Origin of the sequence: Agarivorans sp. Toyoura001 (assembly GCF_005405585.1) — a bacterium.
GTDB lineage: Bacteria > Pseudomonadota > Gammaproteobacteria > Enterobacterales > Celerinatantimonadaceae > Agarivorans.
In genome coordinates this window covers 133,038-158,571 of the sequence record NZ_BJEQ01000009.1, presented here as the reverse complement: position 1 = coordinate 158,571, position 25,534 = coordinate 133,038, and the positions used below count along the sequence as shown (strand labels likewise).

The window sequence follows — 25,534 nt, the reverse complement described above, 5'->3', positions numbered from 1 at the left end:
TAGCGATATACAACACGATGAGACCGCACCTGAGTTTAAATATGGAAACGCCCAATCAGGTGCATAATAGAAAAGGCCAGCTACTGGAGCTGGCCTAAAAACCGTCAATCTATTTTAGGACGGGTCAGCAGTAGCTACTTCTTAGAGCTGGACCAGATTTCTGGATCTATTTGCTGCTTCAGTTCTGGGTAATCATCGCTGTTAAAAGTGGGCACTTTGCCCGCATCTAGTTGGCGGTTATAGTCCTTAGCCAGTTTAACCACTACGCCAGAGAGCATTAAAATAGCCACTAAATTGACAATTGCCATAAAGCCCATCGATACATCTGCTAGATTCCAAATAATATCAATCTTCACTACCGCACCAAACATCACCATTGAGAGCACTAATAAGCGGAAAACCCATAAACCCGCTTTATGGTTATGCTCGAGGAAAATCAAGTTTGTTTCAGCGTAAGAGTAGTTACCCACAATAGAGGTAAAGGCAAAGAAGATAATTGCCACGCCAACAAAATAACTTCCCCACTCACCCACTTGGCCACTAAGTGCTTGTTGGGTTAACGCGATACCATCACCCGTTAATTGCTCATTGTAGCTAAGCAGAATAATGGCCGCTGTCGCGGTACAAATCACTAGAGTATCGATAAACACACCCAACATTTGCACGTAACCTTGCGATGCAGGGTGAGGCGGATAAGGCGTTGCCGTAGCCGCTGCATTTGGTGCACTACCCATACCTGCTTCGTTAGAGAACAAACCGCGCTTAATACCGTTCATCATGGCAGCGCCTAAGGCACCAGCACCAGCTTCTTGAAAGCCAAATGCCGAGCGGAAGATTAAACTAAACACCTCAGGCATTTGTTGAATATTCATCAGCACAACCACTAAAGCCACTAGCACGTAAGCTAAGGCCATAATCGGTACCACTAACTCTGCAAAACGAGCAATACTGCGAATGCCACCAAAGATGATTAATGCAGCTGCAGCCACTAAGATGCCGCCAACCACATATTTTTCAAAGCCAAATGCTTCGTGTAAGGCTGAAGCAATTGAGTTAGCTTGTACCGCGTTAAAGACTAAACCAAACGCTACAATCAAGCAGATAGCGAAGATCACGCCCATCCAACGTTTACCTAGACCCTGCTCCATGTAATAAGAAGGCCCACCCCGGAAGTTACCGTCGCTATCTTTGATTTTGTAGAGCTGGGCCAAGCTGCTTTCTGCAAAGCTGGTAGCCATGCCTAGCAATGCCACTACCCACATCCAGAACACCGCTCCAGGGCCGCCAAGACTAATGGCTAAGGCAACACCTGCTAAATTGCCGGTACCGACACGAGCCGCCAGGCTGGTACACAAGGCTTGGAAAGAAGAAATACCGCTAGCATCGCCTTTACGACTCGATTTCATTACTGAAAACATGTGTCCAAAATGACGAAACTGAACAAATTTAGTTCGCACGGTGAATAGAACACCGGTACCCAGCAGCAAATAGATGAGCAAATTGCCCCAAAGTACGTCGTTTAACCAGTTCACAATCTCATTCATGGTTTACATTCACCTTACTTTTGTTGTTCGTTTAAAACCTAGCTTAGGTTTAAATGAGCGCGGAGTTTAGGCGTGAGCAACTAACCATGCTTTGATATATAACAAAAACAAGATAAAAACACGGCCGTATATAAATAAAAGTTATTTATGCTGGTAACTAAGTTACAGACTACTTATAAAGCATAGGAAGTTTCACAAAATTTGATGAAAAAAATTGCTCGCGGTAACTTTTTTGCAACATTAGTATTTTACTTTTTGTGCACGTGTGGTACTTATTAATTGCAACAACATACAAGGAGATAACCATGGATAGGCTAGACTTGGATACTGTTGAAACAAGTAAATCTTCTCGCAGTTCAAATAAGAAGCGTAAATGGCGTGAAATAGAAGCCATTAAAGATAAGATTCGTTTACAAAAGGAACTACAGTCAATCGACAATAGTTTTGACCTTCAAACTGAATACGAATACTAAATAAAAAAACCCGGCTAAGCCGGGTTTTTTGTTACTGGGTATTTGCTCACTATTCTTGTGGCTCAGATAGCTTGATGCGTTCTGATAGAGCTTTGTATTGCTCTTGCACACGATGACCAAACAATGGGTCTTCATAATTGCCGTGCTGCCAACTTTGCTCTATCGCACGCCAATCGTCAGCGGTTAGGTGGCGTTTTAATGCAGGGAAAATCACCTCTTCTTCATAGTTAAGATGTTCCCACTGCGCCTTAATAAAGGCTTCTAACTTGTCACTGAACTGGTCAAGCGGAACCACTGCATCCAGTAAAATAATGTCAAGAATATCACTCAACTCATCAGTCATTTCCAACAGCTGTTGGTGTTGCTTTTTCAGTTGGTCGGAAAGGTCATCCTCTACAACACGATACTTAACGTAGTATTCGTAGATTAAATCTTCTTTAGGATGGTGGTAACGATCTGCGTATTCTTGCATGTAGCTAATGATATGAGCGATCAACTTGTACTTAACCGCTTTTTCATTGCGAATGTGAGCCAACTTCTGCTCTAACACCTTCAGCAACTTAGCGATATTTTGATGATCTTGATGAAGACTTTGTAACATTGCTTCTCCTTGGCTAACCAGCACTCTTTAAATCAGTATAAAGGACTCACCGTTGTACTTTAATTGCGCTAGATCGTTTATTAGACAGATTTGCTTTTCGCTCAGTTCACACTTTTTAAGATAAACACCCCAAAATGGGATCACACACAGTTATGTAACCACTAAACCATAAAAAACAAATGCTTGAATAACAAATCGACCACTACTGCTTAGATATTATTCAAACACAGCTTCACCTCCTAGCACAAGTCAATAAGTACACCCTTAACCCTCATCAATAAAATTAATAATAAAATTCAAAAAAAACCCTTTTTTGATTAAGGTCAATTGTAGTATAGTTACAGCAAGTGGCGATAATGATTCGATAAGTGGCTCAAGGATCGCTATATTATGTAATAAAATTACAATTTTTAGCTAATGAGGTATGTTATGACCACAGGTATTCAAATTACTAAAGCAGACAACGACGCACTATTGGGTTCTTTCTGGCTATTAGATAACGAGCAAAGCCAAGCTCGTTGCCTATGTGTAAAAGATGAGCTGTACGCTGAAGATGAAGTGGTAGCTATCGATGAATTGGGTCAAATCGAGTATCGTGAAGTGCCAATGAAAGCACAACCTATTGAAGAAGGTGGCCAACACCTAAACGTGAACGTACTACGTCGCGAAACCTTAGAAGATGCAGTTAAGCACCCAGAAAAGTACCCACAACTAACCATTCGTGTTTCAGGTTATGCGGTACGTTTTAACTCGCTAACGACTGAGCAACAACAGGACGTAATTACACGTACCTTTACTGAATCTTTATAAGCTTCAGTTTCGCTCAATAAAAAAAGCATGCCTAGGCATGCTTTTTTAGTTTTAGTACAGGCTAAATAAGCTTAATCACGCTCTCTAATCAACCCTTCTTGAATGGTTGATGCCACCAGCTTACCTTCACGCGTAAAGAACTGCCCTCTCACTAGGCCGCGCCCTTGAGAAGCCGCTGGGCTGTCGACAACATACAATAACCACTCGTCTAAGCGAAAATCTTGGTGATACCACATGCTGTGGTCAATAGTGGCAGTTTGTATAGAGGGCTCAATAAACGAGCGACCGTGTGGCTGCAAAGCTGTAGGCAGAAAGTTAAAGTCTGAGGCGTAAGCCAGCAAATAACGGTGAATACGGCCATCGTCTGGCATTTGTCCATTCGCTTTAAACCATACGCAACGTTTAGCTTCTAGCTTTTCTGGCTGCAAAGGGTTAACAAAGCTTACCGGGCGCATTTCTAATGGCTTGTCGCAAATAAACTTATCTCGCACTGCATCAGGCAGTTGATCGCGCAATTGAAAAGCATACTCTTGTTCTGACTGCAGCTCTTCCGGTGCGGGCACTTGCGGCATTTCATCTTGGTGTTCAAAGCCAATGGTAGGCTCTTGAAATGAAGCCGTCATATAAAAGATAGGCTTACCAAACTGAATAGCTTTCACTCGGCGAGTAGACATGCTTCGCCCGTCGCGAATACTTTCAATATCATAAACGATTCGATGGTTGGGATCGCCAGGGCGTAAAAAGTAAGAGTGAAAAGAATGAACTTGGCGCTTCTCATCTACCGTTTCTTTAGCAGCCGATAACGCCTGCCCCATTACTTGGCCGCCAAACACTGCACCAAAACCTAAATCTTGGCTACAGCCACGAAACAGCCCTTCTTCAATACGCTCTAGGGTAAGCAGCTCAAGTAGATCTTTTAACACTTTACTCATAGTTATTTTGATTTTGTCCTAGCAATCCCTGCAATATGCGCGAGAACGAAACAAAGATCAACTCGAGTGAATTTTCGCTCGTTGCTAAGGCTTGAAATCCTGAAGCCTGATAGCGATATCAGCTTTCGTTGCCAGCAACTTTGCGTAACGGTTCAGCTGCTTAATCGAAACCTTGTAGAACTCAATATTGTCACTTTTATTGGTTTGCTTTAGGGCTTTGTACTCAGCGTTTAACTCCTCAAATAAATCTTGATAAGCAAGCTGGTATTCATTTTCACAAACCTGAAGAACCTGGCTAATGGGCTCAAAAGCAGTGTTATAAGAAAAGATGAGATCGAGTTTATCTTCACGCAACCAAGTAAGTTGTTGATGCTCAATCAGCTCATAATAAAGCTCAAACCAAGAGACATAGAACTCTGCAGAGGCCGAATCAAGGATAAATACGCTATCGTCAAAGTGGTGAAACACCACGCTAACAGAGCGAGCTTCGACCAGCTTAGTGGCAATTTTGGAGTCAAACTGCCAAGTCATATAGTGAAAGCTATGCTCTTGTGGGTGATCCGGCAGAAACATCAGGCTATCTAGCTTGCCTTGAATGCAGCGCAACATCAGTGAAATCTCTTGATCTGGAGCACTCAATTGAGCATAAGTTAATTGGTGCTCTGGCTCGGCATTAACCTGCCAAAAGCTAAACAGTTCTTCAGCCAAGGCATTACCTGCACTTAGCCAGTAAACACACGCGCCCAAAAACGCATTCCTAGTTGCGTTAAGCACATCCACATCCTTTTCAACTATAGATACAAAAACAGCGCCAACAAAGGCACTGTTTAGTTCATTCTGCTTAGCTTAGGCTAAACTTAAATGCTCATAAGCAGTTCACGTAGTTGAGCGAAATCGGCAGGCATTTCTTTAGATAACAGCGCTAAATCTGCTCGGTCTGCTAGCGGCTTAGGTAAACCGATTTCGCGACCTAATATCTCTTCAACGCTTTCTTTAAACTTAGCGGGATGCGCAGTACATAGGAACAAGCCTTGCTCGCCCTCGGCCAATTGCTCGGTTAGCTGTTGGTAAGCAATTGCGCCATGCGGTTCACATACATAGCCTGCATCGTCTAAAGCTTTAACTGCTTCAGCAGTTTGAGCATCGCTCATTACGCCTTTGCCTAGGTCACTAAGTGGCCAACCTTTGGTTTTAAACAGCTCTTCTACACGTGGCCAGTTGTTTGGCTGGCTTACGTCCATTGCATTAGACAGCGTAGCTTGAGTAGGCTTTGGCTCCCAATTACCTGAGGCCAAATAGCGCGGTACCGTGTCGTTTGCGTTAGTTGCGGCAATAAAGCGTTTAATTGGCAAACCCATCGCTTTTGCAATCAGGCCAGCTGTTAGGTTACCAAAGTTACCTGACGGCACAGAAACCACTAATTGCTCGCGCTGTGCTTTTGACAACTGAGCAGCCGCTTCGAAGTAATAACATACCTGCGCCACTAAACGGCTAATATTGATTGAGTTAGCAGAATTAAGGCCAATCGCTTGTTTAAGTGCTTCATCGTCAAACGACTGCTTCACCATGGCTTGGCAAGCATCAAAGTCAGCTTCTACTGCAACAGTGGTAATGTTACCGCCTAAGGTACAGAACAGCTTTTCTTGTAGCGGACTAATTTTACCTTTTGGATAAAGCACCACAACATTGATGTTTTCCATGCCATAAAATGCATGTGCCACCGCAGCGCCAGTATCGCCAGAAGTTGCGGTTAAAATAGTGGTTTTATTGCCATTAGAAAATTTAGCTAAACACTGCGCCATAAAACGGCCACCAAAGTCTTTAAACGCTAAAGTTGGGCCGTGGAATAATTCTAGAGCACTAATTTTATCGCTTACCTCGGCCAAGGGCGCAGGGAAGATAAAAGCCTTAGTGACCATTTCTAGCAATTCTTGCTCAGACAACTCGTTATCTAGCAATGCCGCTAACAACTTTGCACAGCGCGGATGAAAATCCAGATCAAGCAACGCGTCAATATCATCAAAGGCTGGAATATTATCAGGGAAGAACAAACCTTGCTGTTTGCCCAAACCTTGTTTAACCGCTTGAGTAAAGCTAACTTGTTCTTCGTTGTGTTTTAGATTGTATAAGTTCATAGCGACGTTCCTGTTACTCGTGTGCCCTGCTCATCGATTTTACAAACATGGCAAAATCCATCTTCGTTTTGAATAAAGTGTTGTTCTAACCAGCTTTTGGTGCGTTGTGCTTGCTCAAGCACTGGCGTAACAATAAATATTGTTGGTCCAGAGCCAGAAATACCGCTAGCTAAAGCGCCGCTTTGAGCGGCAAAACTGCGTACTTCATCAAAGCCCGGAATAAGTGCCGCGCGATAAGGTTCGGCGATAATATTGTCTTTTAACAATGTCGCCGCTAGCTCAGGTTGTTTGCTGTAACTAGCATGTACAAATCCGGCTAAATTACGGCCAAACTCTAGGGTATCTTGGCGACGATATTGCGCAGGTAAAATTGAACGAGCCTGCGCGGTAGAGATATTAATGCCTGGGTAGGCAACAATCCAATACCAATCTTCAAAATGGGGAATCGCTTGGCTAGTAGCGCCTTCTTGCTGCAACATCAGTTGCATGCCGCCCAAGTAACAAGGGGCTACGTTGTCGTAATGCACACTGCCGCTAATCTGCCCTTCTAGCTCGCCCATCATAATAAGCATTTGCTCTTTATCAAAGGGCGTATCAACAAAAGCATTTAAGCCTTCTAAAGCGGCTACCACCGAACAAGCACTAGAGCCTAAACCACTGCCTATTGGCAAGTTTTTCTCTAGGGTCATTTTTACACACGCTAAGGGCTTGCCAACCTGCTCGGCATACTGCTTAGCAAAATAGTGGTAGCAATCGTAAAGAATGTTTTGTTTAGGATCGGCCGGTAGCTTGTGGGCAAAATCACCCACGTTCTCAATGACGACATCATCACCTTCAGCGGCTTCCACCATTACTCTATCACCCAACAATCGGCCGTCGATAGGAGATAAGGCAGCGCCTAGGGAATCGAAGCCAACACTGACATTGGCCGTTGAGGCTGGAGCATAAACAACAACACTCATATTATACCTCTTGGTTCCAGTTTAAGGTTCTTAATACATCAGCAAATACACCCGCAGCGGTTACCGCAGTGCCAGCGCCGTAGCCACGTAATACCAATGGAATAGGTTGATAATAACGGCTGTAAAAGGCTAAGGCATTTTCGCCGTCCTTAACACGGTTTAATGGGTCGTCTGCTGCTACCGCACTTAACGATACTTTGCATACACCTTTATCAATGCTACCAAGGTAACGTAATACCTTACCTTCGGCTGCGGCATCTTCCATCAACTTAGCAAAATAAGCATCGGCTTCTGGCAGGCGCGCCATAAAGGCTTCAGTATCGCCACTTGAATCAAAGTTTGGCGGTAAGGCTTTATCTATTTGAATGTCTTCGATGCTTAAAGGCATGCCCGCTTCACGAGCCAGAATAAGCAGTTTACGAGCAACGTCCATACCCGATAAATCATCACGCGGATCAGGCTCGGTAAAGCCGTTTTCACGAGCAATAGTTGTTGCCTCGGAGAAGCTCATGCCTTCATCTAATTTACCAAAGATGAAAGATAACGAGCCAGAAAGGATCCCGTTAAAGCGTTCCAGCTTATCGCCAGCTTTAAGCAAGTTTTGTAGGTTTTCAATTACTGGTAAACCAGCACCTACGTTAGTGTCGTATAAAAACTTACGGCGCATTGCCAAGGCAGTTTTACGTAGTTGTTGGTAATACTCCATGCTTGAAGTATTGGCCTTTTTATTGGCAGTAACTACGTGAAAGCCATTAGCTAGAAACTCGGCGTATTTGCCGGCAATATCATCGTTGCTAGTACAATCTACTATCACCGGGTTAATAAGGTGGCTTTGGCCAACTAAGTCAGTAACGTTGGCTAAACTGAAACCACCATTCTCTTCGGTAGCCTCTAGCTGTTGTTGCCAGTTCTCTAAATCTAAGCCCTTAGCATCCAACAGTAGCTTACGACTGTTCGCCACACCACATACCCGAATACCAATTTGCTGCTCTTTTAAATGGCCTTGTTGAGCATGAATTTGCTCAACTAAAGCACCACCAACACCGCCTACGCCAATCAAGAATAAATCAATGTAATGCATGCTGTTAAAGAAGTTTTGGTGACAAGCGCGAATCGCCTCGGCGGCTTTCTCTTGAGACACCACTGCCGAAATAGAACGCTCTGAAGAGCCTTGCGCAATCGCGACTATGTTAATTGCCACTTCCGCAAGAGAAGTAAAGAAGCGTGCAGCAACCCCCTTGCTACGGCGCATGCTATCGCCCACCAGCGAAATAATCGCCAGCTTGTCGATAGTTTCAATCGGCTCTAATAGTTGATTCGCTAGCTCTAACTCAAACTCTTCGTTTAAGGCCTCAAGCGCACGAGTGGCATCAATACTATGAATACAAAAGCTAACGCTATATTCGCAGCTAGACTGGGTAATTAGCGCCACTGACACCTTACTACGCGAAATGCTTTCAAAAATTCGCCCTGCCATGCCAACCATACCTTTCATGCCTGGGCCTGAAACAGTAAGCATCGTGAGTTCAGACAAGCTTGATAGCGCTTTAACCGGCAAATCATCTTGAGCAGGGCTTTGCGCGCCAATTAAGGTACCTTCACCTTGTGGGTTAAAAGTGTTCTTGATGAGGCAAGGAATATGATACTGGGCAATCGGTGCAATGGTTTTAGGGTGCAATACTTTGGCACCAAAGTAACTAAGCTCCATCGCTTCTGGGTAGCTTAAGCTACGCAATAAACGTGCGTCTTCAACAATTCGTGGGTCGCAGTTATATACGCCGTCTACGTCGGTCCAAATTTCGCAACATTCTGCATCTAAACAAGCAGCTAATACTGCCGCACTGTAATCTGAACCATTGCGGCCAAGCACAACGGTTTCACCTTGGTCATTACCAGCAGTGAAGCCAGGCATTAAGTAAATAACACCTTCTTGAATCATTGCACGATTTAAACGCTGCTTAGACGCTTGAATATCAACAACCGCTTCTAGGTAACCGCCTGAATTGGCAACCAATTTTTGCTGAGGAATAATGATCTCAGCACTATGACCACGCACTAATAGCAAGTGGTTCATTGTGTGAATGCTAAGTTTTTCACCAGTAGAGAGTACTTTAGCGCGAATGTTGCCTGGGCATTGCTGTAACAAGGCAACACCTTTAAGTAGCTGGCGAAGCTCGCCTAACTCTTGATGCACCATTAACTGCATTTGCTCAATCGCAAAACCAGCGTACTTAGCCTTTAACTGAGTAAGCAAGGCTTGGAAGGTTTCTTCAATACGGTTTAAATAGCTTTCGCCATCATTACCGTGACTCACTTTGTCGACGACAGCAACTAAGTCATTGGTCACGCCAGCAGGAGCCGACAGTACCACAGCCATTTGAGATTGATGCTGATTGCTTAACACAATATCGGCAGCGCGGTTAAAGCGCTCAGCGTCGGCTAAAGATGATCCACCAAATTTTAAAACTCGCATTGTTCCTCCCAAAAAAAAACCCGCATCGTGAGTGATACGGGCTTTCTTCGATGTAGTTATTTGCTACAACCAGCCCGACCCGCATGTAGTAATGCGGGTAATCGTTCCGGTGGTTGTGTAAACAAAATGTACTGACATCTGAATAAAAAATCTAAATCCAATTTATGTTCATACCATAACCAGCTGGGCGCTATAGTCAAGTTTTATTTGTTTAGCATAATGGGGAAAACAAGCCTTTAAAGGCCAAGAACAGCCTTAAGCCCTGATTTTTGCTAAAAATCTCAGAAGTCGCTAGCTCCAGCTTTATCTCCTCAAAGATAACTTGTAGTGAATGCTTCATAAGTTTTATACGAATAATTAAGCATTTATAATCCAATCTCTCGCTCAACTCCCACCTTTGATTATCCTTCATTCAACATAAGTACCCCCTAGAATCGAAAACAGACTAAACGCCTTCGCCCGCTATCTGGCTCGCTAATTAAGGTAACCGAAGCCCAGCAATAAAAATTTGAACAGGTGTTTAAATCCTGCCATAGTGGATAAAAAAACAACAATAAGAAAATACCTATGAATGAATTGATGGAACACCAAGCTGCCCACGCCATGCTGCAGCGCTTCAATAGCTTCTACCAATGCTTTTTAGAAGTGACCCGTGGCGCTAAACAACGCTTTGAAGATGCCGATTGGATGTCGGTACAACTCGCTTCTCGTGAGCGTATTCGCCTTTATGACCACCACGTAACCGAAGCCCGAGAAGCCATTAAACAGCTCACCGGCCATCTACAGCGCAGCAACCAGTTTTGCGCAGCGGTTAAATCTCACTATTCAGACTTGCTTAAGCAGCATGATAACTTTGAAGTTGCTGAATCTTTCTTTAATTCGGTTTACCAACGTTTGTTCCATCATCGCTATATAGAAGAAAGCCAACTCTTTATAAGACCGAGTCGCTGCAGTAAATTATTTGACTATCAGTTACTCACAAAGCGGTATCAAGATACTCAACTAGAACGCTTACTGCATAGCTTGTTTGAAGATTATAGCTTTAGTATCGATTATGAAGACTTAACTCGCGATATCTCTTTTATCACTGAGCGACTTAATCAAGTACCTCAGCTTGCGGGCCAACAATTACACAAAATCACCATGCTGCAGCCAGTGTTTTACCGTAACAAAGCCGCCTATTTAATCGGCCACTATAAAAGTGAAGGATTAAATTTCCCAATGGTGTTTCCACTGCTTAATCAACATGGCAAAGTGAGCGTTGATACGGTACTTATCGATAGTGACGAAGTGAGTATTATCTTTGGCTTTGCCCGCTCCTACTTTATGGTGGATGCCCCCGCACCAAGGCGCATTGTCAATTTTCTAAAGCAATTGCTCCCTAATAAAACAGATTACGAGTTGTTTACCGCCATTGGTTGTCAAAAACACGGTAAAACCGAGTTGTATCGTCACTACCTCAACCACTTACATAACTCGAGCGATCAATTCGAACTTGCACCTGGCATTAAAGGTATGGTGATGAGCGTATTCACCCTGCCTTCTTACGATGTCGTCTTCAAAATCATTAAGGATGAATTTACTCCACCCAAAGATGTTAGCCATGCCATCGTTAAAGAGAAGTACCGTTTGGTAAAACAACATGATCGGGTGGGCAGAATGGCCGACACTCAGGAATTTTCTAATGTGGAGTTTCCGCTAGCTCGCTTTAGCCAAACCTTGTTAGATGAGTTGCACGCGGTAGCGCCATCAATGTTACATATAGAAGGCGAATCCATCACCATTAAGCATCTTTATACCGAACGCAAAATGATCCCGCTCAATATGTATTTGGATAAAGCTGATGAAGCACAAACACGACAAGTTATTGATGAGTACGGCAACGCCATCAAACAACTCGCTGCCGCCAATATTTTCCCCGGCGATATGTTGTTTAAGAATTTTGGAGTGACCCGTCATGGTCGTGTAGTATTTTACGATTATGATGAAATTTCTTACATGACCGAATGCAACTTTAGAGAGTTTCCAAAATCTCAATATCCCGAAGATCAATGGGGTGCCCATCCAAGCTATTCCGTTGGGCCCAATGACATTTTCCCAGAAGAGTTTGCCACCTTTCTGTTAGGTAAACCCGTTGTTAAACAGGTCTTTAAAGAGTTACACGCTGAGTTATTTCAAGCCAAGTATTGGCAGCAACTACAACAGAACATTAAAAATGGTCTGTTTGAAGACGTTTATCCTTATCGAAGACGTCGCCGATTTGTAAACAGGTAGAGGATCCTGCTACAAAATTATATGAAATGATCATTTAATCGGTTTTGTTTAAATTTTTGAGGATCAGCGGTGATCTTAAGCAAAGGATCAACCATACTACTTTTTAGAAACAAAAATAATAATAAGGAGCAGCGGTGGCTAAGTTACTATTTCAGCATTCACTTGTTGTTGCTCTTTTTGTCGTTTCTGGCGCGGCGTTTGCTGCAGATGTTGAAAGTGAAATGAGCCTAAGTTACGGCGATGGCGAACATATACAGCTGTCTTCCCGTAGCCAAGTAAAAAATTGGTACGTTACGGGTTACAACAATAGCCAGTTTGTAGCCACTGGTGACGATAACGACGCTCAATCTTGGTTCTTTAACGGCGGCTATCAGCACAAACTGCGCAGCGAATTGTCTTTATTTGTTGAAGCAGGGGTAAATAACCAATACGACGATATTGCCACCCGCAAAGGTTTCAACCTTTCCACTGGGGTAAATTATCAACCCCTAAAAAGCCTCTCAATTCAAAGTAAGCTGGTGCAGGTTCACCAACCTAAATACGACAATACCGAGCATAGTCTAGAGCTGTCGAGTACTTACCACTTACTTAAAAATATTGATGTTAAAGCCGTTTATCAAGTGGAAGCTCAGCAAGATAAACAAACTCAGCAACAGGTACAATTTGGTTTAGGCTACCGCTTCTAAGCAAAACCTTCAGGTAGCTCTAAGGCCTGTTCACTCACTAGCACACCATTCTCATCAGCATAAATGAACATACCGGGCTTTATTTCTTGGCTAGCAAACTCAATACTACAGTTAAGCTCACCTAAGCCTTTTCGTTCGGTTTTCATTGGGCATGCTGCTAAAGCTCTAACCCCCAAGTCCATGGTATTAATGGCGCTTACATCACGAATAGCTCCATTTATTACCACACCAGCCCAACCTTGCACATAGGCAGAGTCAGCAATTAAATCGCCCATTAAGGCACGCTCTACACTTCCACCTCCGTCTACCACCAGCACCTTTCCCTCACCCGGAGTGGCTAATAACTCTTTAACTCGGCTATTATCTTGCCAACATTTTACAGTGACCACTTGGCCCCAAAATAACGGCTTAGCGCCATAGAGAGTAAATATCGGGTCTAATAGTTTTACCTGCTCAGGGTAAAGATCACAAAGCTCGGGAAGAAGGTCTTGCATGGCGGTCATCCTTTATCATCAAGTTATACATTATACCAATGGTCGGCTTAGGCCTAAGCTTGAAATAGCTTGCTTAATACACAGCCATTCGCGCAGATAACAGTGGTCGTTTATCCAACTAAAAATCTTTTGCCTGAAAAGCTTTGCAATATGTTGCACATCAATTAACGAGCGATCAACAACTGCACTAAAATCGTAATGATTTAGATCACGCTAGCCTGCCGTAAGCCAGCAGTGAGTAAACTGCAGCAACTGTAAACATGAAACTAAATAACAGTCTTACTTTCGACTGAATAATCGGATTCTCGTAACACTAAAAGGATTACTCACGGTAATTATCGCAAGCCTTTGATATTTAAAGTTAGCAATGACCCAAAAGATAGTGTTTTCATATAAAGTAAACATGTAGTTTATTTTCAGTATTGTCTTTTAAAAATCGTTAAAATGGTCAATTCCGATTGATTTGAATCAAAAGCACAGCAGAAAACGTAAGCTTTTTTCAGTCTCAAGTTGTTATATCACTGTTAAGCCCATAGAATATGTTTATTGCTTGTAACGAACAATGCATATAGAAGGTCTCATACGCAGATTTAACACGCGTTTCAGGCAAACTATTTGTCTATTTTTTTGCCATTCAACGAGTTTTAACACAAACTCAACATGGATTGAATTAAGTAGCGATTGCTTTGCACCTTTTATTTGAGCTACTTGTTCGCAAGCCCACTTATTCTAAACAGCATTGGGGAAGACCATGACACCGAATATTTTAATCGTCGAGGACGAATTGGTCACTCGTAACACGCTAAAAAGCACTTTTGAAGCCGAAGGCTACAACGTGTTTGAAGCTATCGACGGCAATGAAATGAATAGCGTGCTTGAAGCGCATTCTGTTCACTTAATTATCATGGATATTAACCTTCCTGGTAAAAACGGCTTGTTATTAGCACGCGAATTACGTGATCGTGAACAAATTGCCTTGATGTTCTTAACAGGCAGAGACAACGAAGTAGACAAGATTTTAGGCTTAGAAATTGGTGCAGATGACTACATTACTAAACCATTCAATCCTCGCGAGCTAACTATTCGAGCACGCAACTTGTTAAACCGCACTGTAAATGGTCAAGCAGCCAATGAAGATAAAGGCTCTGTTGAAGAATATCGCTTCAACGGCTGGACCTTAGACATTAACAGTCGCTCTTTAGTAAGCCCTCATCAAGAAACCTACAAATTACCACGCAGCGAGTTTCGCGCAATGTTGCACTTTGTAGAAAACCCAGGGCAGATTCAAACCCGAGCTGACTTGCTTAAGAAGATGACAGGCCGTGAGCTTAAGCCACATGACCGGACTGTAGACGTTACCATTCGTCGCATTAGAAAACACTTCGAATCAATCCCCGAAACGCCAGAGATCATCGCGACTATTCACGGCGAAGGTTATCGTTTTTGTGGTGAAATTGAGTAAGCAATAAATGCTCAACAAAACCTCGCAGTTTCGCGAGGTTTTTTTATACTTGCTAGATGCTCAATAAATGAGCAGGCTGGCAAGGTTTTACAAATTCGAACAAATTACCAGCCACATTTACAGCCGATAAATCGACAATATTTTGATCGACATTCTGATTTGTAGTTATTTTTCTACATATCCTTTTGTGATCAATCTTGTATAATGTGCGCAGATTTTTTTACTAGCATCCTTAACGGAGAGTCACTTCAATGAAGAAAACCAAAATAGTTTGTACCATTGGTCCAAAAACTGAATCGGTAGAAATGCTAACTAAGTTAGTTGAATCAGGCATGAACGTAATGCGTCTTAACTTCTCTCACGGGGACTTTGCAGAGCACGGCACTCGCATCAACAACCTACGTGAAGTTATTAAGAACACGGGCAAATCTGCTGCTGTTTTATTGGATACTAAAGGTCCAGAAATCCGTACGATTAAACTAGCTGGCGGCGATGACGTAAGCTTAGTTGCAGGTCAAGAGTTCACATTCACTACTGACCAAACAATTATCGGCGACTCAACTCGCGTAGCGGTAACTTACCCTGGTTTAGCGGCTGACTTGAAAGTAGGCAACATCATCTTAGTAGATGACGGCCTAATCGAAATGGAAGTTATTGCTGTTTCTGACGACGAAGTTAAGTGTACTGTTCTTAACAACGGTGACCTAGGCGAAAACAAAGGTGTTAACCTTCCTGGCGTAATCGTTCAACTACCTGCACTTTCAGCTAAAGATAAAGGCGACTTAATCTTTGGTTGTGAGCAAGGCGTAGATTTCATCGCTGCATCTTTCATTCGTAAGAAAGAAGACGTACTAGAAATTCGTCAACTTCTTAAAGAGAATGGTGGCGACGCTATCCAAATCATCTCTAAAATCGAAAACCAAGAAGGCGTAGATAACTTCGACGAAATTTTAGAAGTATCTGACGGCATCATGGTTGCTCGTGGTGACTTAGGTGTTGAAATCCCAGTTGAAGAAGTAATCTTCGCTCAGAAAATGATGATTGAGAAATGTAACCGTGCTCGTAAGCTGGTTATCACTGCAACACAAATGCTTGACTCAATGATCAAAAACCCACGTCCAACTCGCGCTGAAGCGGGCGACGTTGCTAACGCAATCTTAGACGGTACTGATGCAGTAATGCTTTCTGGTGAGTCTGCTAAAGGTAAATACCCTGTAGAAGCGGTATCTATCATGGCAACTATTTGTGAGCGTACTGACGCAGTAATGCCTTCTAACCTAGATCCAGCACGTGATAGCGGTAAACTACGCATCACTGAAGCGGTATGTAAAGGTGCTGTTGAAGCGTCTGAGAAGCTAAGTGCTCCTCTTATCGTTGTGGCTACTGAAGGCGGTAAATCAGCTAAGTCTGTTCGTAAGTACTTCCCTAAAGCGAACATTTTAGCGATTACTACTAACACTAAAACATCTGCTCAACTTTGCTTGACTAAAGGTGTTTACCCACATGTTGTTGATAGCATTGAAAGCACTGACGCATTCTACGCTCTAGGTAAAGACCTAGCGATGGAATCTGGTCTTGCTAACAAAGGCGACATCATTGTGATGGTATCTGGTGCCTTAGTACCTTCTGGTACAACTAACACTTCTTCTGTACACGTACTGTAATTTTACGTTTACTGAATTGAAGTAAAAAAGGCGCCTTAGGCGCCTTTTTTTATGGCTGCTATTTACTCGGTTTTAGCTCAGCTAAATGCGCCATATCATTCAAGATTGAATCAATTTGATCCAAGGCTAAAGCACTCATGTTAATCGCCCGTGGATAAAGAGGTTGATGGCGATCATCCTGCCAATGATTTACCCAATAGTTAGTCGACAATAAAAACTCTCGTGCATATTCTTCATTTACCGCTAAACACCCACGTAAACATACATCTAAGTAGGTTTGTAAAATGGGGCTGTTCGTTTGTGGGTGCCAATACTCCTTTGCCACATAGGTATAGATCTTAACAACTTCACCGGGCAAATCGTCGAGCAAATCAAGTTGTTGAACATCAAGCAATACACGGTCGTAGTCTTGTTCTCGCTTATCTAACTCTGGCAAGAATGTCTCGTCAAACGGAATCAGTACCCCGTTTACGCTAGCATTACTATCTGGAGTAATGACTACGGCAGAACGGTCTTCGGCACTCTTTAAACCGCTCCAGTAACGCTGATACCCGTGTAAGCGCGCCGCATAGGCATGTTCTCCGGGAAAGGTGCACTGGCGGCAATCAGTATCAATTAAACTGCCATAACCAAAAATGTAAATCATCGCTCACTCCGATTAAAAAATAGTATCGCTGACTTTATCGCGAACAAACTAAAACAAACCTAGCTGCGGGCTATTGCTAGAGACATGATAATGAAACTGTTGAGGTTTAGATTGAGACGCTTGACCAGCAAGCCAAGCTAATCCGCTTTCTAACTCAAACAATAAAGGCATACGGTGATGGTATTGCGTTAATTGACTGCTCGCATTTTGAGTTAGCACTACCAACCGAGCTTGCTCATGTTGGTGTTGGCGAATATACAAAGCGCCTAATAACAGCAAGTGGCTATGGTTTAGACGAAATTCGAAACGTTCCTGATTGCGCCACTCATGCCAGGCTTTAACGGGAAGTAAACAACGCTGATTTAACCAAGCTTGGCTAAACATTGCTTTATCTGCAGCGGTTTCTGCCCGAGCATTAATGATTAACTGGCTCGTTTGAGAATGCTGAACTCCCCAGAGATAGTGTTCACAAGTTAGTTTACCTTGCGCAAAAGTTATCGCAGGCAAAGACTCGCTGGGTCGATATTGCTTAGTTTCACCAAAATCTAAAAATAACGAATCTACGCCAATTACTTGTCGTATTTCGTATTCACCACCAATCATCACACTGCCGCACACGTTTTGCGATCCCTACCCTTATGTTCTGTCTGCTATCGCTAGCTAATAGTAAATACAAACAGTAACATAATCTGCAGTAAAGGCTTTCAATCTAAGAGTATTTAAGAGGTAGCATGGATACAACAACTCGCAAAATGCACGAGCGAAAACGCATTGCCTTAGTGGCTCATGATAATAAAAAGAGCGCGCTAATAAAATGGGCTAAGATCCACCAAAAAGCATTAGTACAACATCAGTTATTTGGCACTGGTACTACCGGCACTTTATTATCACAACAGGGCTTTGAGGTAGAAGCACTATTAAGTGGCCCAATGGGCGGTGACCAACAACTGGGAGCGATGATCGCGGAAGGGAAAATAGATTTAATGATCTTTTTCTGGGATCCATTAGATGCGGTACCTCATGACCCAGATGTAAAAGCCTTGCTGCGCTTGGCTGCGGTATGGAACATTCCTATGGCAACAAACCAAGCAACGGCTGACTTTATCTTAGCCAGCCGTCATTTCAATCAGGAGTTTTCGGTAGATGTTCCTGACTATGCAGGTTACCTGAAACAACGCACAAAATAAGCAGCACGTTATGCGGCTGTTTGGCTCTCTGCTTCACCCGCTCGGATCCTAAATAACTTCCCCGAGTGAGTACGGTTAGCTTTGTAGTCAGGCTGTAAAAAGCGAGGGCGAATTGATTTTAAATGCTCAATCTGTTCCTCGTTTAATTTACCCACTGGCAACCCCAAGGCTTTGTAACTTAATAATGGTCGTGCTGCCAAGTTAATCATCATGTCAACGTTACTACGCTGTTCTTGCACATGCTGCTGATTAATCGGTTTAAGTACCCCATTCTCCAATAAGTTAACCACTGCCGGTTCCTTGAGAGGCAAACTTAAAACACTGCGTCGAGCAATAATAAACTCACGTAGAATCGCTCGTTCAGAATGATCTAAACACGCAACCATTGACGACAAACGCTGTAGCTCTTTGCGATGTTGAACTGCCCCACTTAAGCTAGTCACTAATAGCAGCAAGCCACGGCTAATAAAATAGGCTAAACCCACTACACAACTAAAAGTAAGCACTAAGCTCAGTTGACTATTTATGCTGGCTTCGGGTAGCCATTGGTTTGGTATCATTAACAGCAAACCACTAGCGATTAATAGCCACGCCATTAAAATGTCTAATACCCCCCAACGGGCGATTAAACGACTTAAAAATTCCATTGTTTCACTCTCCTGACAAAAAGCTGACTCTTCGCAGGTAGTGATAGCAAGGGCTATGCCAGATAACAAACTGGCCGCATTAAGCGGCCAGTTATTAACGATAAAGCGAGCTGTATTTATGCGTCTTGATGCTCGGGGACCAATGCCAGCGCGGCTTGCATTACCTCTATGCCCGCGCCAGACTTATGCGCATTCTCACTAAGGTGACGACGCCAAGCTCTTGCACCTACGCAACCTTGAAATAAACCAAGTATATGACGGCTAATGTGCTGCAAACGCCCACCCTGAGCTAGATGCTGCTCAATATACGGTAGCATTAACTCAGCGACCTGATGTCGACTTAACTGGGGAGAGTGATCGTCAAAGATCCGTTGATCCACCTCAGCTAATAAATAAGGATTTTGGTAAACCTCGCGCCCCAACATTACCCCGTCAAGGTGGGTTAAGTGTTGTTCAGCTTGCTCTAAGCTATTGATACCGCCATTTACACTAATGGTGAGTTGAGGATAATCTTTTTTTACTTGATAAGCGCGAGAGTAATCAAGCGGCGGAATGTCACGATTCTGTTTAGGGCTTAAGCCAGATAACCACGCTTTACGCGCATGAATAATAAAGGTTTCGCATCCCGCTTGAGCAGCCGGTTCAATAAAGTCTTTTAGAAACTGATAGCTGTCTTGCTCATCAATCCCAATCCGAGTTTTCACCGTTACTGGTATTTTTACCTGATGTTGCATTTCGCTGACACACTCGGCCACCAAGTTTGGTTCAGCCATTAAACAAGCGCCAAAACGACCGTTTTGAACACGGTCTGAAGGGCAACCAACGTTAATGTTTACCTCGTCATAACCTAAGTCTTCAGCACGTTTAGCACACTCGGTAAGCTCTGTGGGATTGGAACCACCAAGTTGTAAGGCTATTGGGTGTTCTGGCTCCGAAAACCCTAAGTAATCGCCCTTTCCATGCAAAATGGCACCGGTTGTCACCATTTCAGTATACAGCAAGGTATTCTTCGTCATTAATCGGTGGAAATAACGGCAGTGGCGGTCGGTCCAATCGAGCATTGGAGCGACAGAAAAGCGATGTGCTTGGTAAGGTAAATCTTTAGTCATGAGCTCAACATTTAAACAAAGGTAAAATAATCAACGAACTACAGCAGCTAAAGCACACATATTGCGAATGCCGCTCAAATCAGCCAGTGATTATACTATGAGTTGAGGAGCATTAACTAATTTACCATTGAGCTTTGACGGCTATTTAACGGAGCTAGAATCTTTATTCGTAAATTGAAAGCGATCAGCAAATACCCAGTTTGATAACCAACGATGTTTACCACTCACTTCGCCTTCAAAGGCTGTTACGCCATTAATCGTGTATATCCCTTGTTTAGGCTGTATTCGATAGGCTATTTGCCATAACGGGTCACTATAGGCTTCATCACCTTTAGCCACCTGCCCTTCTACTTCGCTAAAAGAACCTACAAACTCATGTACATTACTGCCTTTTTGATCAATAAATGAGCCCGTTAGATCCTCATTAACAATCAGTGAAACGGTCCAATTATTTGCCTGGTAGTCGCTGGCATTTTGATAAACAAAAACGCGACCATCACTTTGTTTACCTAACTTCAATTCACCATTAAATATAGTCACCAAGCCTTGATCGGTCACTGTTTTATCATAAACAAATGACCCCATCTCCCAGCGATCGCCGTCGCGGTAAGGTTTGGTATAACGAATGGTTCGCACGTAGTCTAGTCCTTCAAAGTTAAGCACAAACATTTCACTATTTTGCTCGACTTCAGCGACGGCAAATGGCGTTAACAACATAGCTAAGCAAGCTTGGCTAATCACCGTGACACACTTTTTCATTTCACATCCTTGCGATTAAGGTTTTTAAGAGTGGACCCAACAGCTCACTTTAATATATATCGGTGAGATAACTACCATATGAATTACGGCGACTACAGTCTCCTATTTTAAATGGCCTTATAGTATTCAAAATTGTTCGTAGCTATTAATAAAGAAGCGACAGACTTACTAATAGCAAGTCTGTCGCATTGATTCAGTGAAACACATCTTAAAAATATTACTTATAGTTGCAGCTCATCGGATCTCGTGCGATTCTTAAGTAATTCTCAATTATTTTTGTGCTTTTAGTCAAATAGCCCTCTCTTTGGTTCTATTATTGGCTTTGACCATATTCACTCAGCAGGAAGTAATCTGTCACTATGGACGTTAATTTTGTAAACCCATTTCTTAAGTCTCTGTTAAATGTGCTAGAAACAATGGCTCAAATGGAGTTAAAACCGGGCAAGCCTGGAGTAAAGAAAGACGAGATCGCGCGTGGCGATGTATCAGGTTTAATTGGTATGGTTGGCCCACAAACCAAAGGCTCTTTATCCATCAGTTTTGATAAAGGATTGGCCATCGAAATTATGCGACGCATGTTAGGCGAAGCCCCTGATTCGATTAATGAAGAAGTCACCGATATGGTGGGTGAGATTACCAATATGGTAACCGGTGGAGCGAAACGTTTGTTAGCCGAAAGCGGCTATGATTTCGATATGGCTACGCCGGTGGTGGTATCAGGCCCTTCGCATACCATTACTCATAAAACTGAAGGCCCTAAGGTATTGATTCCTTTCTCTTCAATTCATGGTAATGCCACTATCGAGATTTGTTTCGAAAACGTGTAGTCACAAATATTGGATACCAAAAAGCCCGCGTTAGCGGGCTTTTTAATGTCTGGGCTAGCGAAAGTCTTATAGGCCTTCAGCGTTAGCAGACAAGTACTTAGCAACACCTTCTGGGCTTGCGTCCATACCTTCTTTACCTTCTTCCCACTGAGCAGGACAAACTTCACCGTGCTTTTCGTGGAAGTTTAATGCGTCAACCATACGTAGCATTTCGTCAATGTTACGGCCTAGTGGAAGGTCGTTCACTACTTGGTGACGAACAACACCAGCGGTGTCGATTAGGAAAGAACCACGGAACGCTACGCCAGCTTCTGGATGCTCTACATCGTAAGCTTGACAGATTTCGTGTTTAACGTCGGCAATTAGAGGGTATTGAACTTGGCCGATACCACCATCTTCAATAGCAGTGTTACGCCATGCGTTGTGTGAGAATTGTGAATCGATAGAAACACCGATTACTTCAACACCTTTAGCTTGGAAATCTTTAAAGCGGTGATCAAAAGCAATCAATTCTGAAGGACAAACAAAAGTAAAATCTAGCGGGTAAAAGAACACTACCGCAGCTTTACCTTTGATGTGCTCACTTAAAGTGAAGCTATCAACAATTTCACCGTTACCTAATACAGCAGCGGCAGTAAAGTCTGGAGCAGGACGACCAACTAATACACTCATTTCGAATTCCTTGTTAAATAGGTTATCAATATCGCTACGAATAATGCGCTAAATTTGTCGAATAGACGAATTGATCTAATCGATTAATTTGATAGATAAAAGCTATCAAATTAACGATTAATAATTCAGCATCCAATTAATAGCCTAAATAATGGCACTTGTAAATACTACTGAGTGTAACTGAGACGAACTCTAGAGGTTAATTTTGTGACAAGCTCGTAAGCAATGGTGTCCACCGCTTCAGCAATTCGTTCTGCGGGTAGCTCAGGGCCCCACAACACAACCCGGTCACCCACTTGGTCTTGGCTATCAATTCCCAAATCTACACACAACATGTCCATTGATACCCGACCCACGATGGGTACTATTCGGCCATTTAACCAAACTGGTGTACCGTTTGGCGCACTGCGCGGATAACCGTCACCGTAACCCATTGCTACCACGCCCAACTTGGTATTTTGCTCGGCATGCCAAGTAGCACCGTAACCAACACTCTCTCCCTGAGGGTGCTCGCGTACCGCGATAAGATTTGATTGCAGGGTCATGGCTGGTATTAATCCAAAATCATCACCACTGTTGTGATTTTGAGGGGAAATGCCGTACAAAGAAATTCCCGGACGGTTCCAATCTGAATGTGCTTGTGGCCACAATAAAACACCGGCTGAATTAGCCAGAGAACACTCAGCATTAAGCTCCGCTTTTAGCGTTTCAAAACACTTTATTTGCTGGGGGGTTAGCGGGTGCTCAACATCATCAGCACAGGCAAAGTGGCTGATAAGCTTAAGATTAGCTTGAATATTGTTACAGCTTTTCAAACGTGGCAATAAGGCTTTAAACTGCTCTGGTAACAAACCTAAGCGATGCATGCCGGTATCAAGCTTTACCCATGTATCAAGTGGTTTAGCAAGCTTAAGCGGCTCTATCAGTGCCAGCTGTTGCTCACTGTGAATCACCGTAGCAATATTGTGTTCAGCCAAGGATTGGGCTTCTTGGCTATCAAAAAATCCCTCTAAAGCGAGGATGGGCGCCACTATCCCTGCTTGGCGCAGAGCGAGTGCTTCTTTGGTTCTTGCTACTGCAAAGCCATCGGCTATATCGGCCAAGCCTTGTGCTACTTCCAGCATGCCATGCCCATAAGCATTGGCTTTTATCACCACCAAAATTTTACTGTTCGGTGCGCGTTGTTTTAATACTGAGAAGTTGTGTCTTAAGGCTGACAATGACACCAAGGCATTTGCAATATTCATTGGTAATTATTCGTCATCGTAAAATTCACCAGCCCAGTTATCAAAGCGCGAAAACTGGCCTTGGAAGGTAAGTGGTACTCGGCCAATTGGACCGTTACGTTGTTTACCAATAATGATTTCAGCTAAACCTTTATTTTCGGTGCCTTCGTTATAAACCTCATCGCGATAAATAAACATAATCAAATCAGCATCCTGCTCAATAGAGCCCGATTCACGCAAATCCGAGTTCACCGGACGTTTATCAGCACGCTGCTCCAAACTACGGTTAAGCTGTGATAGCGCCACTACCGGTACATTTAGCTCTTTTGCTAAGGATTTAAGTGAGCGAGAAATTTCAGCAATTTCTAAGGTACGGTTTTCGCTTAAGCCCGGCACCTGCATCAACTGCAGGTAATCGATCATAATCATGCTCAAGCCACCTTCTTCACGGGCGACACGGCGAGCGCGAGAGCGAACTTCAGTAGGTGTTAGACCAGAAGAATCATCCACATACATTTTTGATTTTTCGGCCATTAGGCCCATGGTCGATGACAAACGCGCCCAATCATCATCGTCTAAGGCACCTGTTCTAATTTTAGTTTGATCAATGCGGCCCAGCGAGGCCAACATACGCATCATAATTTGTTCTGCCGGCATCTCTAAACTAAAGATAAGCACCGGTTTATCGCGAGTCATTGCGGCGTATTCACACAAGTTCATCGCAAACGTGGTTTTACCCATAGAAGGACGCGCCGCCACAATGATCAAATCAGAGCCCTGCAAACCGGCAGTTTTCTTATCTAAGTCAGCAAAGCCTGTTGAAACACCGGTTACGCCATCGTTTGGTGACTTGTACAGTTCTTCAATTTTATCAATGGTTTGTGCCAGTAAACCTTTTACTTCTTTAGGACCTTCATTGGCATTAGCGCGTGACTCGGCAATTTTAAATACTTTGCTCTCTGCAAAGTCGAGCAAGTCACTACTTTTACGTCCAGCCGGCTCATAGCAGCTATCGGCAATTTCATTGGCTACCGAAATCAATTCACGCGTCACCGCTCGCTCTCGAACAATTTCTGCGTAGGCCCGAATGTTCGCTGCGCTCGGCGTGTTTTTAGCAATTTCGCCTAGATAAGCAAAACCACCTATGTCATCAAGTTGTTCTTGTCGCTCCAACTCTTCAGACACCGTTACCAAATCAATGGGTTGGCCACCTTCAGCCAAACGATGCATGGCAGAAAAAGTATATTGGTGGGCGCGCTGATAAAAATCTTGTTCTACAACTAGCTCAGACACGTTATCCCAAGCATTGTTATCTAACATTAAGCCGCCCAAAACAGCTTGCTCAGCTTCTAAGGAGTGTGGTGGCACCTTTAACTGATCAATCTGAGAATCTCTGGGCTTTTTGTCTTTATCTTTAAATTTACGAGAGGGCGCGCTGGCTGCCATAATCTTCATTGCGGTTGTTTTTTCTGGCCACTATTATGCGGGAAGATTGAAGTGACACCAAGTAACATTTCCTGAATGGCAGAAACTAAAAAGCCAGCCCTAGGCTGGCTTAGTGCTAACGCTCACTTAACTACATTTTTGCGAAGTAAGCAGCTAGTTCAGCAATTTCAGCGTCGCTTAAATTCATTGCCTGCCCTTGCATTACAGCAGCTTGGCCACCATTACGCTGTTTATCACGATAAGCTTTTAATGAAGAAACCAAGTACTGTTCGTTTTGGCCCGCAAGATTGGGGTAACCAGGAATAGCTGCTACTCCGTTAGCACCATGACAAGCCGCACATAAAGGTGCCTTGGCTGGGGCTGCATTCGCTGTTGATGCGACAAATGGAAGTGACAATGCTAGTGCAAAAATCAATTTGTTCATCTTCATCCTCTTTATTGTTATTGGGGATCTCAATCATTGAGTCCTGACGCTCTCGCTCCACACAATAAAGCCTCAGGAAAA

At 43.3% G+C, this 25,534-nt stretch carries 25 protein-coding genes; 8 read left to right on the top strand and 17 right to left on the bottom strand.

All coding sequences use genetic code 11. The annotated features are described in order from the left end of the window. Positions 1-134: 134 nt before the first annotated feature. Positions 135-1,544, bottom strand: a complete 1,410-nt coding sequence (locus FFR00_RS12545; protein ID WP_137673749.1) for a sodium:alanine symporter family protein — start codon at positions 1,542-1,544, stop codon at positions 135-137. 305 nt (positions 1,545-1,849) lie between these two features. Here FFR00_RS12545 and FFR00_RS12540 point away from each other — a divergent pair, with 305 nt between their 5' ends. Further along, the gene (locus FFR00_RS12540) at positions 1,850-2,017 is read left to right on the top strand and encodes a DUF3545 family protein (protein ID WP_137673748.1); all 168 of its coding nucleotides are present in this window, start codon (positions 1,850-1,852) and stop codon (positions 2,015-2,017) included. Positions 2,018-2,066: 49 nt separating this feature from the next. Here FFR00_RS12540 and FFR00_RS12535 read toward each other — a convergent pair whose 3' ends face one another. Continuing rightward, entirely contained in the window at positions 2,067-2,618 is a 552-nt protein-coding gene (locus FFR00_RS12535) for a hemerythrin domain-containing protein (protein WP_137673747.1), read from the bottom strand. Between the two features lie 429 nt (positions 2,619-3,047). Here FFR00_RS12535 and grcA point away from each other — a divergent pair, with 429 nt between their 5' ends. Then, a complete protein-coding gene (gene grcA, locus FFR00_RS12530) occupies positions 3,048-3,428 on the top strand; it encodes an autonomous glycyl radical cofactor GrcA (RefSeq protein WP_137673746.1) in 381 nt (126 codons plus the stop codon). 71 nt (positions 3,429-3,499) lie between these two features. Here grcA and tesB read toward each other — a convergent pair whose 3' ends face one another. The 5 genes from tesB to thrA all read right to left on the bottom strand — a co-directional run bounded on the left by tesB (position 3,500) and on the right by thrA (position 9,930). Next, the gene (gene tesB / locus FFR00_RS12525; protein WP_137673745.1) at positions 3,500-4,360 is read right to left on the bottom strand and encodes an acyl-CoA thioesterase II; all 861 of its coding nucleotides are present in this window, start codon (positions 4,358-4,360) and stop codon (positions 3,500-3,502) included. 84 nt (positions 4,361-4,444) lie between these two features. Beyond that, positions 4,445-5,134 carry a hypothetical protein gene (locus FFR00_RS12520; protein ID WP_137673744.1) on the bottom strand — a complete coding sequence of 230 codons (690 nt, stop codon included), beginning with the start codon at positions 5,132-5,134 and terminating at the stop codon, positions 4,445-4,447. Positions 5,135-5,217: 83 nt separating this feature from the next. Then, entirely contained in the window at positions 5,218-6,495 is a 1,278-nt protein-coding gene (gene thrC / locus FFR00_RS12515; RefSeq protein WP_137673743.1) for a threonine synthase, read from the bottom strand. Next, on the bottom strand, positions 6,492-7,457 hold the full coding sequence (thrB, locus tag FFR00_RS12510) for a homoserine kinase (RefSeq protein ID WP_137673742.1): 966 nt from the start codon (positions 7,455-7,457) through the stop codon (positions 6,492-6,494). The genes thrC and thrB overlap by 4 nt, the downstream gene beginning before the upstream one ends. A gap of 1 nt (position 7,458) precedes the next feature. Further along, positions 7,459-9,930, bottom strand: coding sequence for a bifunctional aspartate kinase/homoserine dehydrogenase I (thrA, locus tag FFR00_RS12505; RefSeq protein WP_137673741.1), 2,472 nt, complete (start codon positions 9,928-9,930; stop codon positions 7,459-7,461). A 567-nt stretch (positions 9,931-10,497) separates the two neighbouring features. On the opposite strand from thrA, the gene aceK reads away from it, so the two are divergent. Further along, positions 10,498-12,204 (top strand): bifunctional isocitrate dehydrogenase kinase/phosphatase, encoded by a 1,707-nt coding sequence (gene aceK / locus FFR00_RS12500; protein WP_137673740.1) that lies wholly within the window; start codon positions 10,498-10,500, stop codon positions 12,202-12,204. Positions 12,205-12,338: 134 nt separating this feature from the next. Next, complete coding sequence (locus FFR00_RS12495; RefSeq protein ID WP_137673739.1) at positions 12,339-12,890, top strand: hypothetical protein; 552 nt, start codon at positions 12,339-12,341, stop codon at positions 12,888-12,890. Here the strand turns inward: FFR00_RS12495 and FFR00_RS12490 are convergent. Continuing rightward, a complete protein-coding gene (locus FFR00_RS12490) occupies positions 12,887-13,384 on the bottom strand; it encodes a putative 4-hydroxy-4-methyl-2-oxoglutarate aldolase (RefSeq protein WP_137673738.1) in 498 nt (165 codons plus the stop codon). The two genes, FFR00_RS12495 and FFR00_RS12490, sit on opposite strands and share 4 nt — an antisense overlap. Before the next feature lie 751 nt (positions 13,385-14,135). Between FFR00_RS12490 and arcA the strand changes: the two genes are divergently transcribed. Both arcA and pykF read left to right on the top strand, forming a co-directional pair. Further along, entirely contained in the window at positions 14,136-14,846 is a 711-nt protein-coding gene (gene arcA, locus FFR00_RS12485; RefSeq protein ID WP_137673737.1) for a two-component system response regulator ArcA, read from the top strand. Positions 14,847-15,097: 251 nt separating this feature from the next. After that, a complete protein-coding gene (gene pykF / locus FFR00_RS12480) occupies positions 15,098-16,510 on the top strand; it encodes a pyruvate kinase PykF (protein WP_137673736.1) in 1,413 nt (470 codons plus the stop codon). A 58-nt stretch (positions 16,511-16,568) separates the two neighbouring features. Here the strand turns inward: pykF and FFR00_RS12475 are convergent, their stop codons facing one another. After that, positions 16,569-17,156, bottom strand: a complete 588-nt coding sequence (locus tag FFR00_RS12475; RefSeq protein WP_137673735.1) for a gamma-glutamylcyclotransferase family protein — start codon at positions 17,154-17,156, stop codon at positions 16,569-16,571. A gap of 48 nt (positions 17,157-17,204) precedes the next feature. Next, complete coding sequence (locus FFR00_RS12470) at positions 17,205-17,774, bottom strand: SOS response-associated peptidase family protein (RefSeq protein WP_137673734.1); 570 nt, start codon at positions 17,772-17,774, stop codon at positions 17,205-17,207. Between the two features lie 113 nt (positions 17,775-17,887). Here FFR00_RS12470 and FFR00_RS12465 point away from each other — a divergent pair, with 113 nt between their 5' ends. Continuing rightward, positions 17,888-18,343 carry a methylglyoxal synthase gene (locus FFR00_RS12465; RefSeq protein WP_137673733.1) on the top strand — a complete coding sequence of 152 codons (456 nt, stop codon included), beginning with the start codon at positions 17,888-17,890 and terminating at the stop codon, positions 18,341-18,343. Positions 18,344-18,351: 8 nt separating this feature from the next. On the opposite strand, the gene FFR00_RS12460 is transcribed toward FFR00_RS12465, so the two are convergent. From FFR00_RS12460 to FFR00_RS12450, 3 genes are all read right to left on the bottom strand, one after another. Next, a complete protein-coding gene (locus tag FFR00_RS12460) occupies positions 18,352-18,990 on the bottom strand; it encodes a super-infection exclusion protein B (protein WP_137673732.1) in 639 nt (212 codons plus the stop codon). 116 nt (positions 18,991-19,106) lie between these two features. Continuing rightward, the gene (gene dusA / locus FFR00_RS12455) at positions 19,107-20,099 is read right to left on the bottom strand and encodes a tRNA dihydrouridine(20/20a) synthase DusA (RefSeq protein WP_137673731.1); all 993 of its coding nucleotides are present in this window, start codon (positions 20,097-20,099) and stop codon (positions 19,107-19,109) included. Between the two features lie 141 nt (positions 20,100-20,240). Further along, positions 20,241-20,858 (bottom strand): hypothetical protein, encoded by a 618-nt coding sequence (locus FFR00_RS12450; protein ID WP_137673730.1) that lies wholly within the window; start codon positions 20,856-20,858, stop codon positions 20,241-20,243. A 359-nt stretch (positions 20,859-21,217) separates the two neighbouring features. On the opposite strand from FFR00_RS12450, the gene FFR00_RS12445 reads away from it, so the two are divergent. After that, positions 21,218-21,685 (top strand): chemotaxis protein CheX, encoded by a 468-nt coding sequence (locus tag FFR00_RS12445; protein ID WP_137673729.1) that lies wholly within the window; start codon positions 21,218-21,220, stop codon positions 21,683-21,685. Positions 21,686-21,751: 66 nt separating this feature from the next. Here the strand turns inward: FFR00_RS12445 and FFR00_RS12440 are convergent, their stop codons facing one another. The 4 genes from FFR00_RS12440 to FFR00_RS12425 all read right to left on the bottom strand — a co-directional run bounded on the left by FFR00_RS12440 (position 21,752) and on the right by FFR00_RS12425 (position 25,453). Continuing rightward, positions 21,752-22,357 carry a peroxiredoxin C gene (locus tag FFR00_RS12440; RefSeq protein ID WP_137673728.1) on the bottom strand — a complete coding sequence of 202 codons (606 nt, stop codon included), beginning with the start codon at positions 22,355-22,357 and terminating at the stop codon, positions 21,752-21,754. 167 nt (positions 22,358-22,524) lie between these two features. Then, on the bottom strand, positions 22,525-23,604 hold the full coding sequence (gene alr, locus FFR00_RS12435) for an alanine racemase (protein WP_137673727.1): 1,080 nt from the start codon (positions 23,602-23,604) through the stop codon (positions 22,525-22,527). Between the two features lie 6 nt (positions 23,605-23,610). Continuing rightward, positions 23,611-25,029, bottom strand: coding sequence for a replicative DNA helicase (gene dnaB / locus FFR00_RS12430; RefSeq protein WP_137673756.1), 1,419 nt, complete (start codon positions 25,027-25,029; stop codon positions 23,611-23,613). A 130-nt stretch (positions 25,030-25,159) separates the two neighbouring features. Continuing rightward, the gene (locus FFR00_RS12425) at positions 25,160-25,453 is read right to left on the bottom strand and encodes a cytochrome c (RefSeq protein ID WP_137673726.1); all 294 of its coding nucleotides are present in this window, start codon (positions 25,451-25,453) and stop codon (positions 25,160-25,162) included. Positions 25,454-25,534 lie beyond the last annotated feature (81 nt).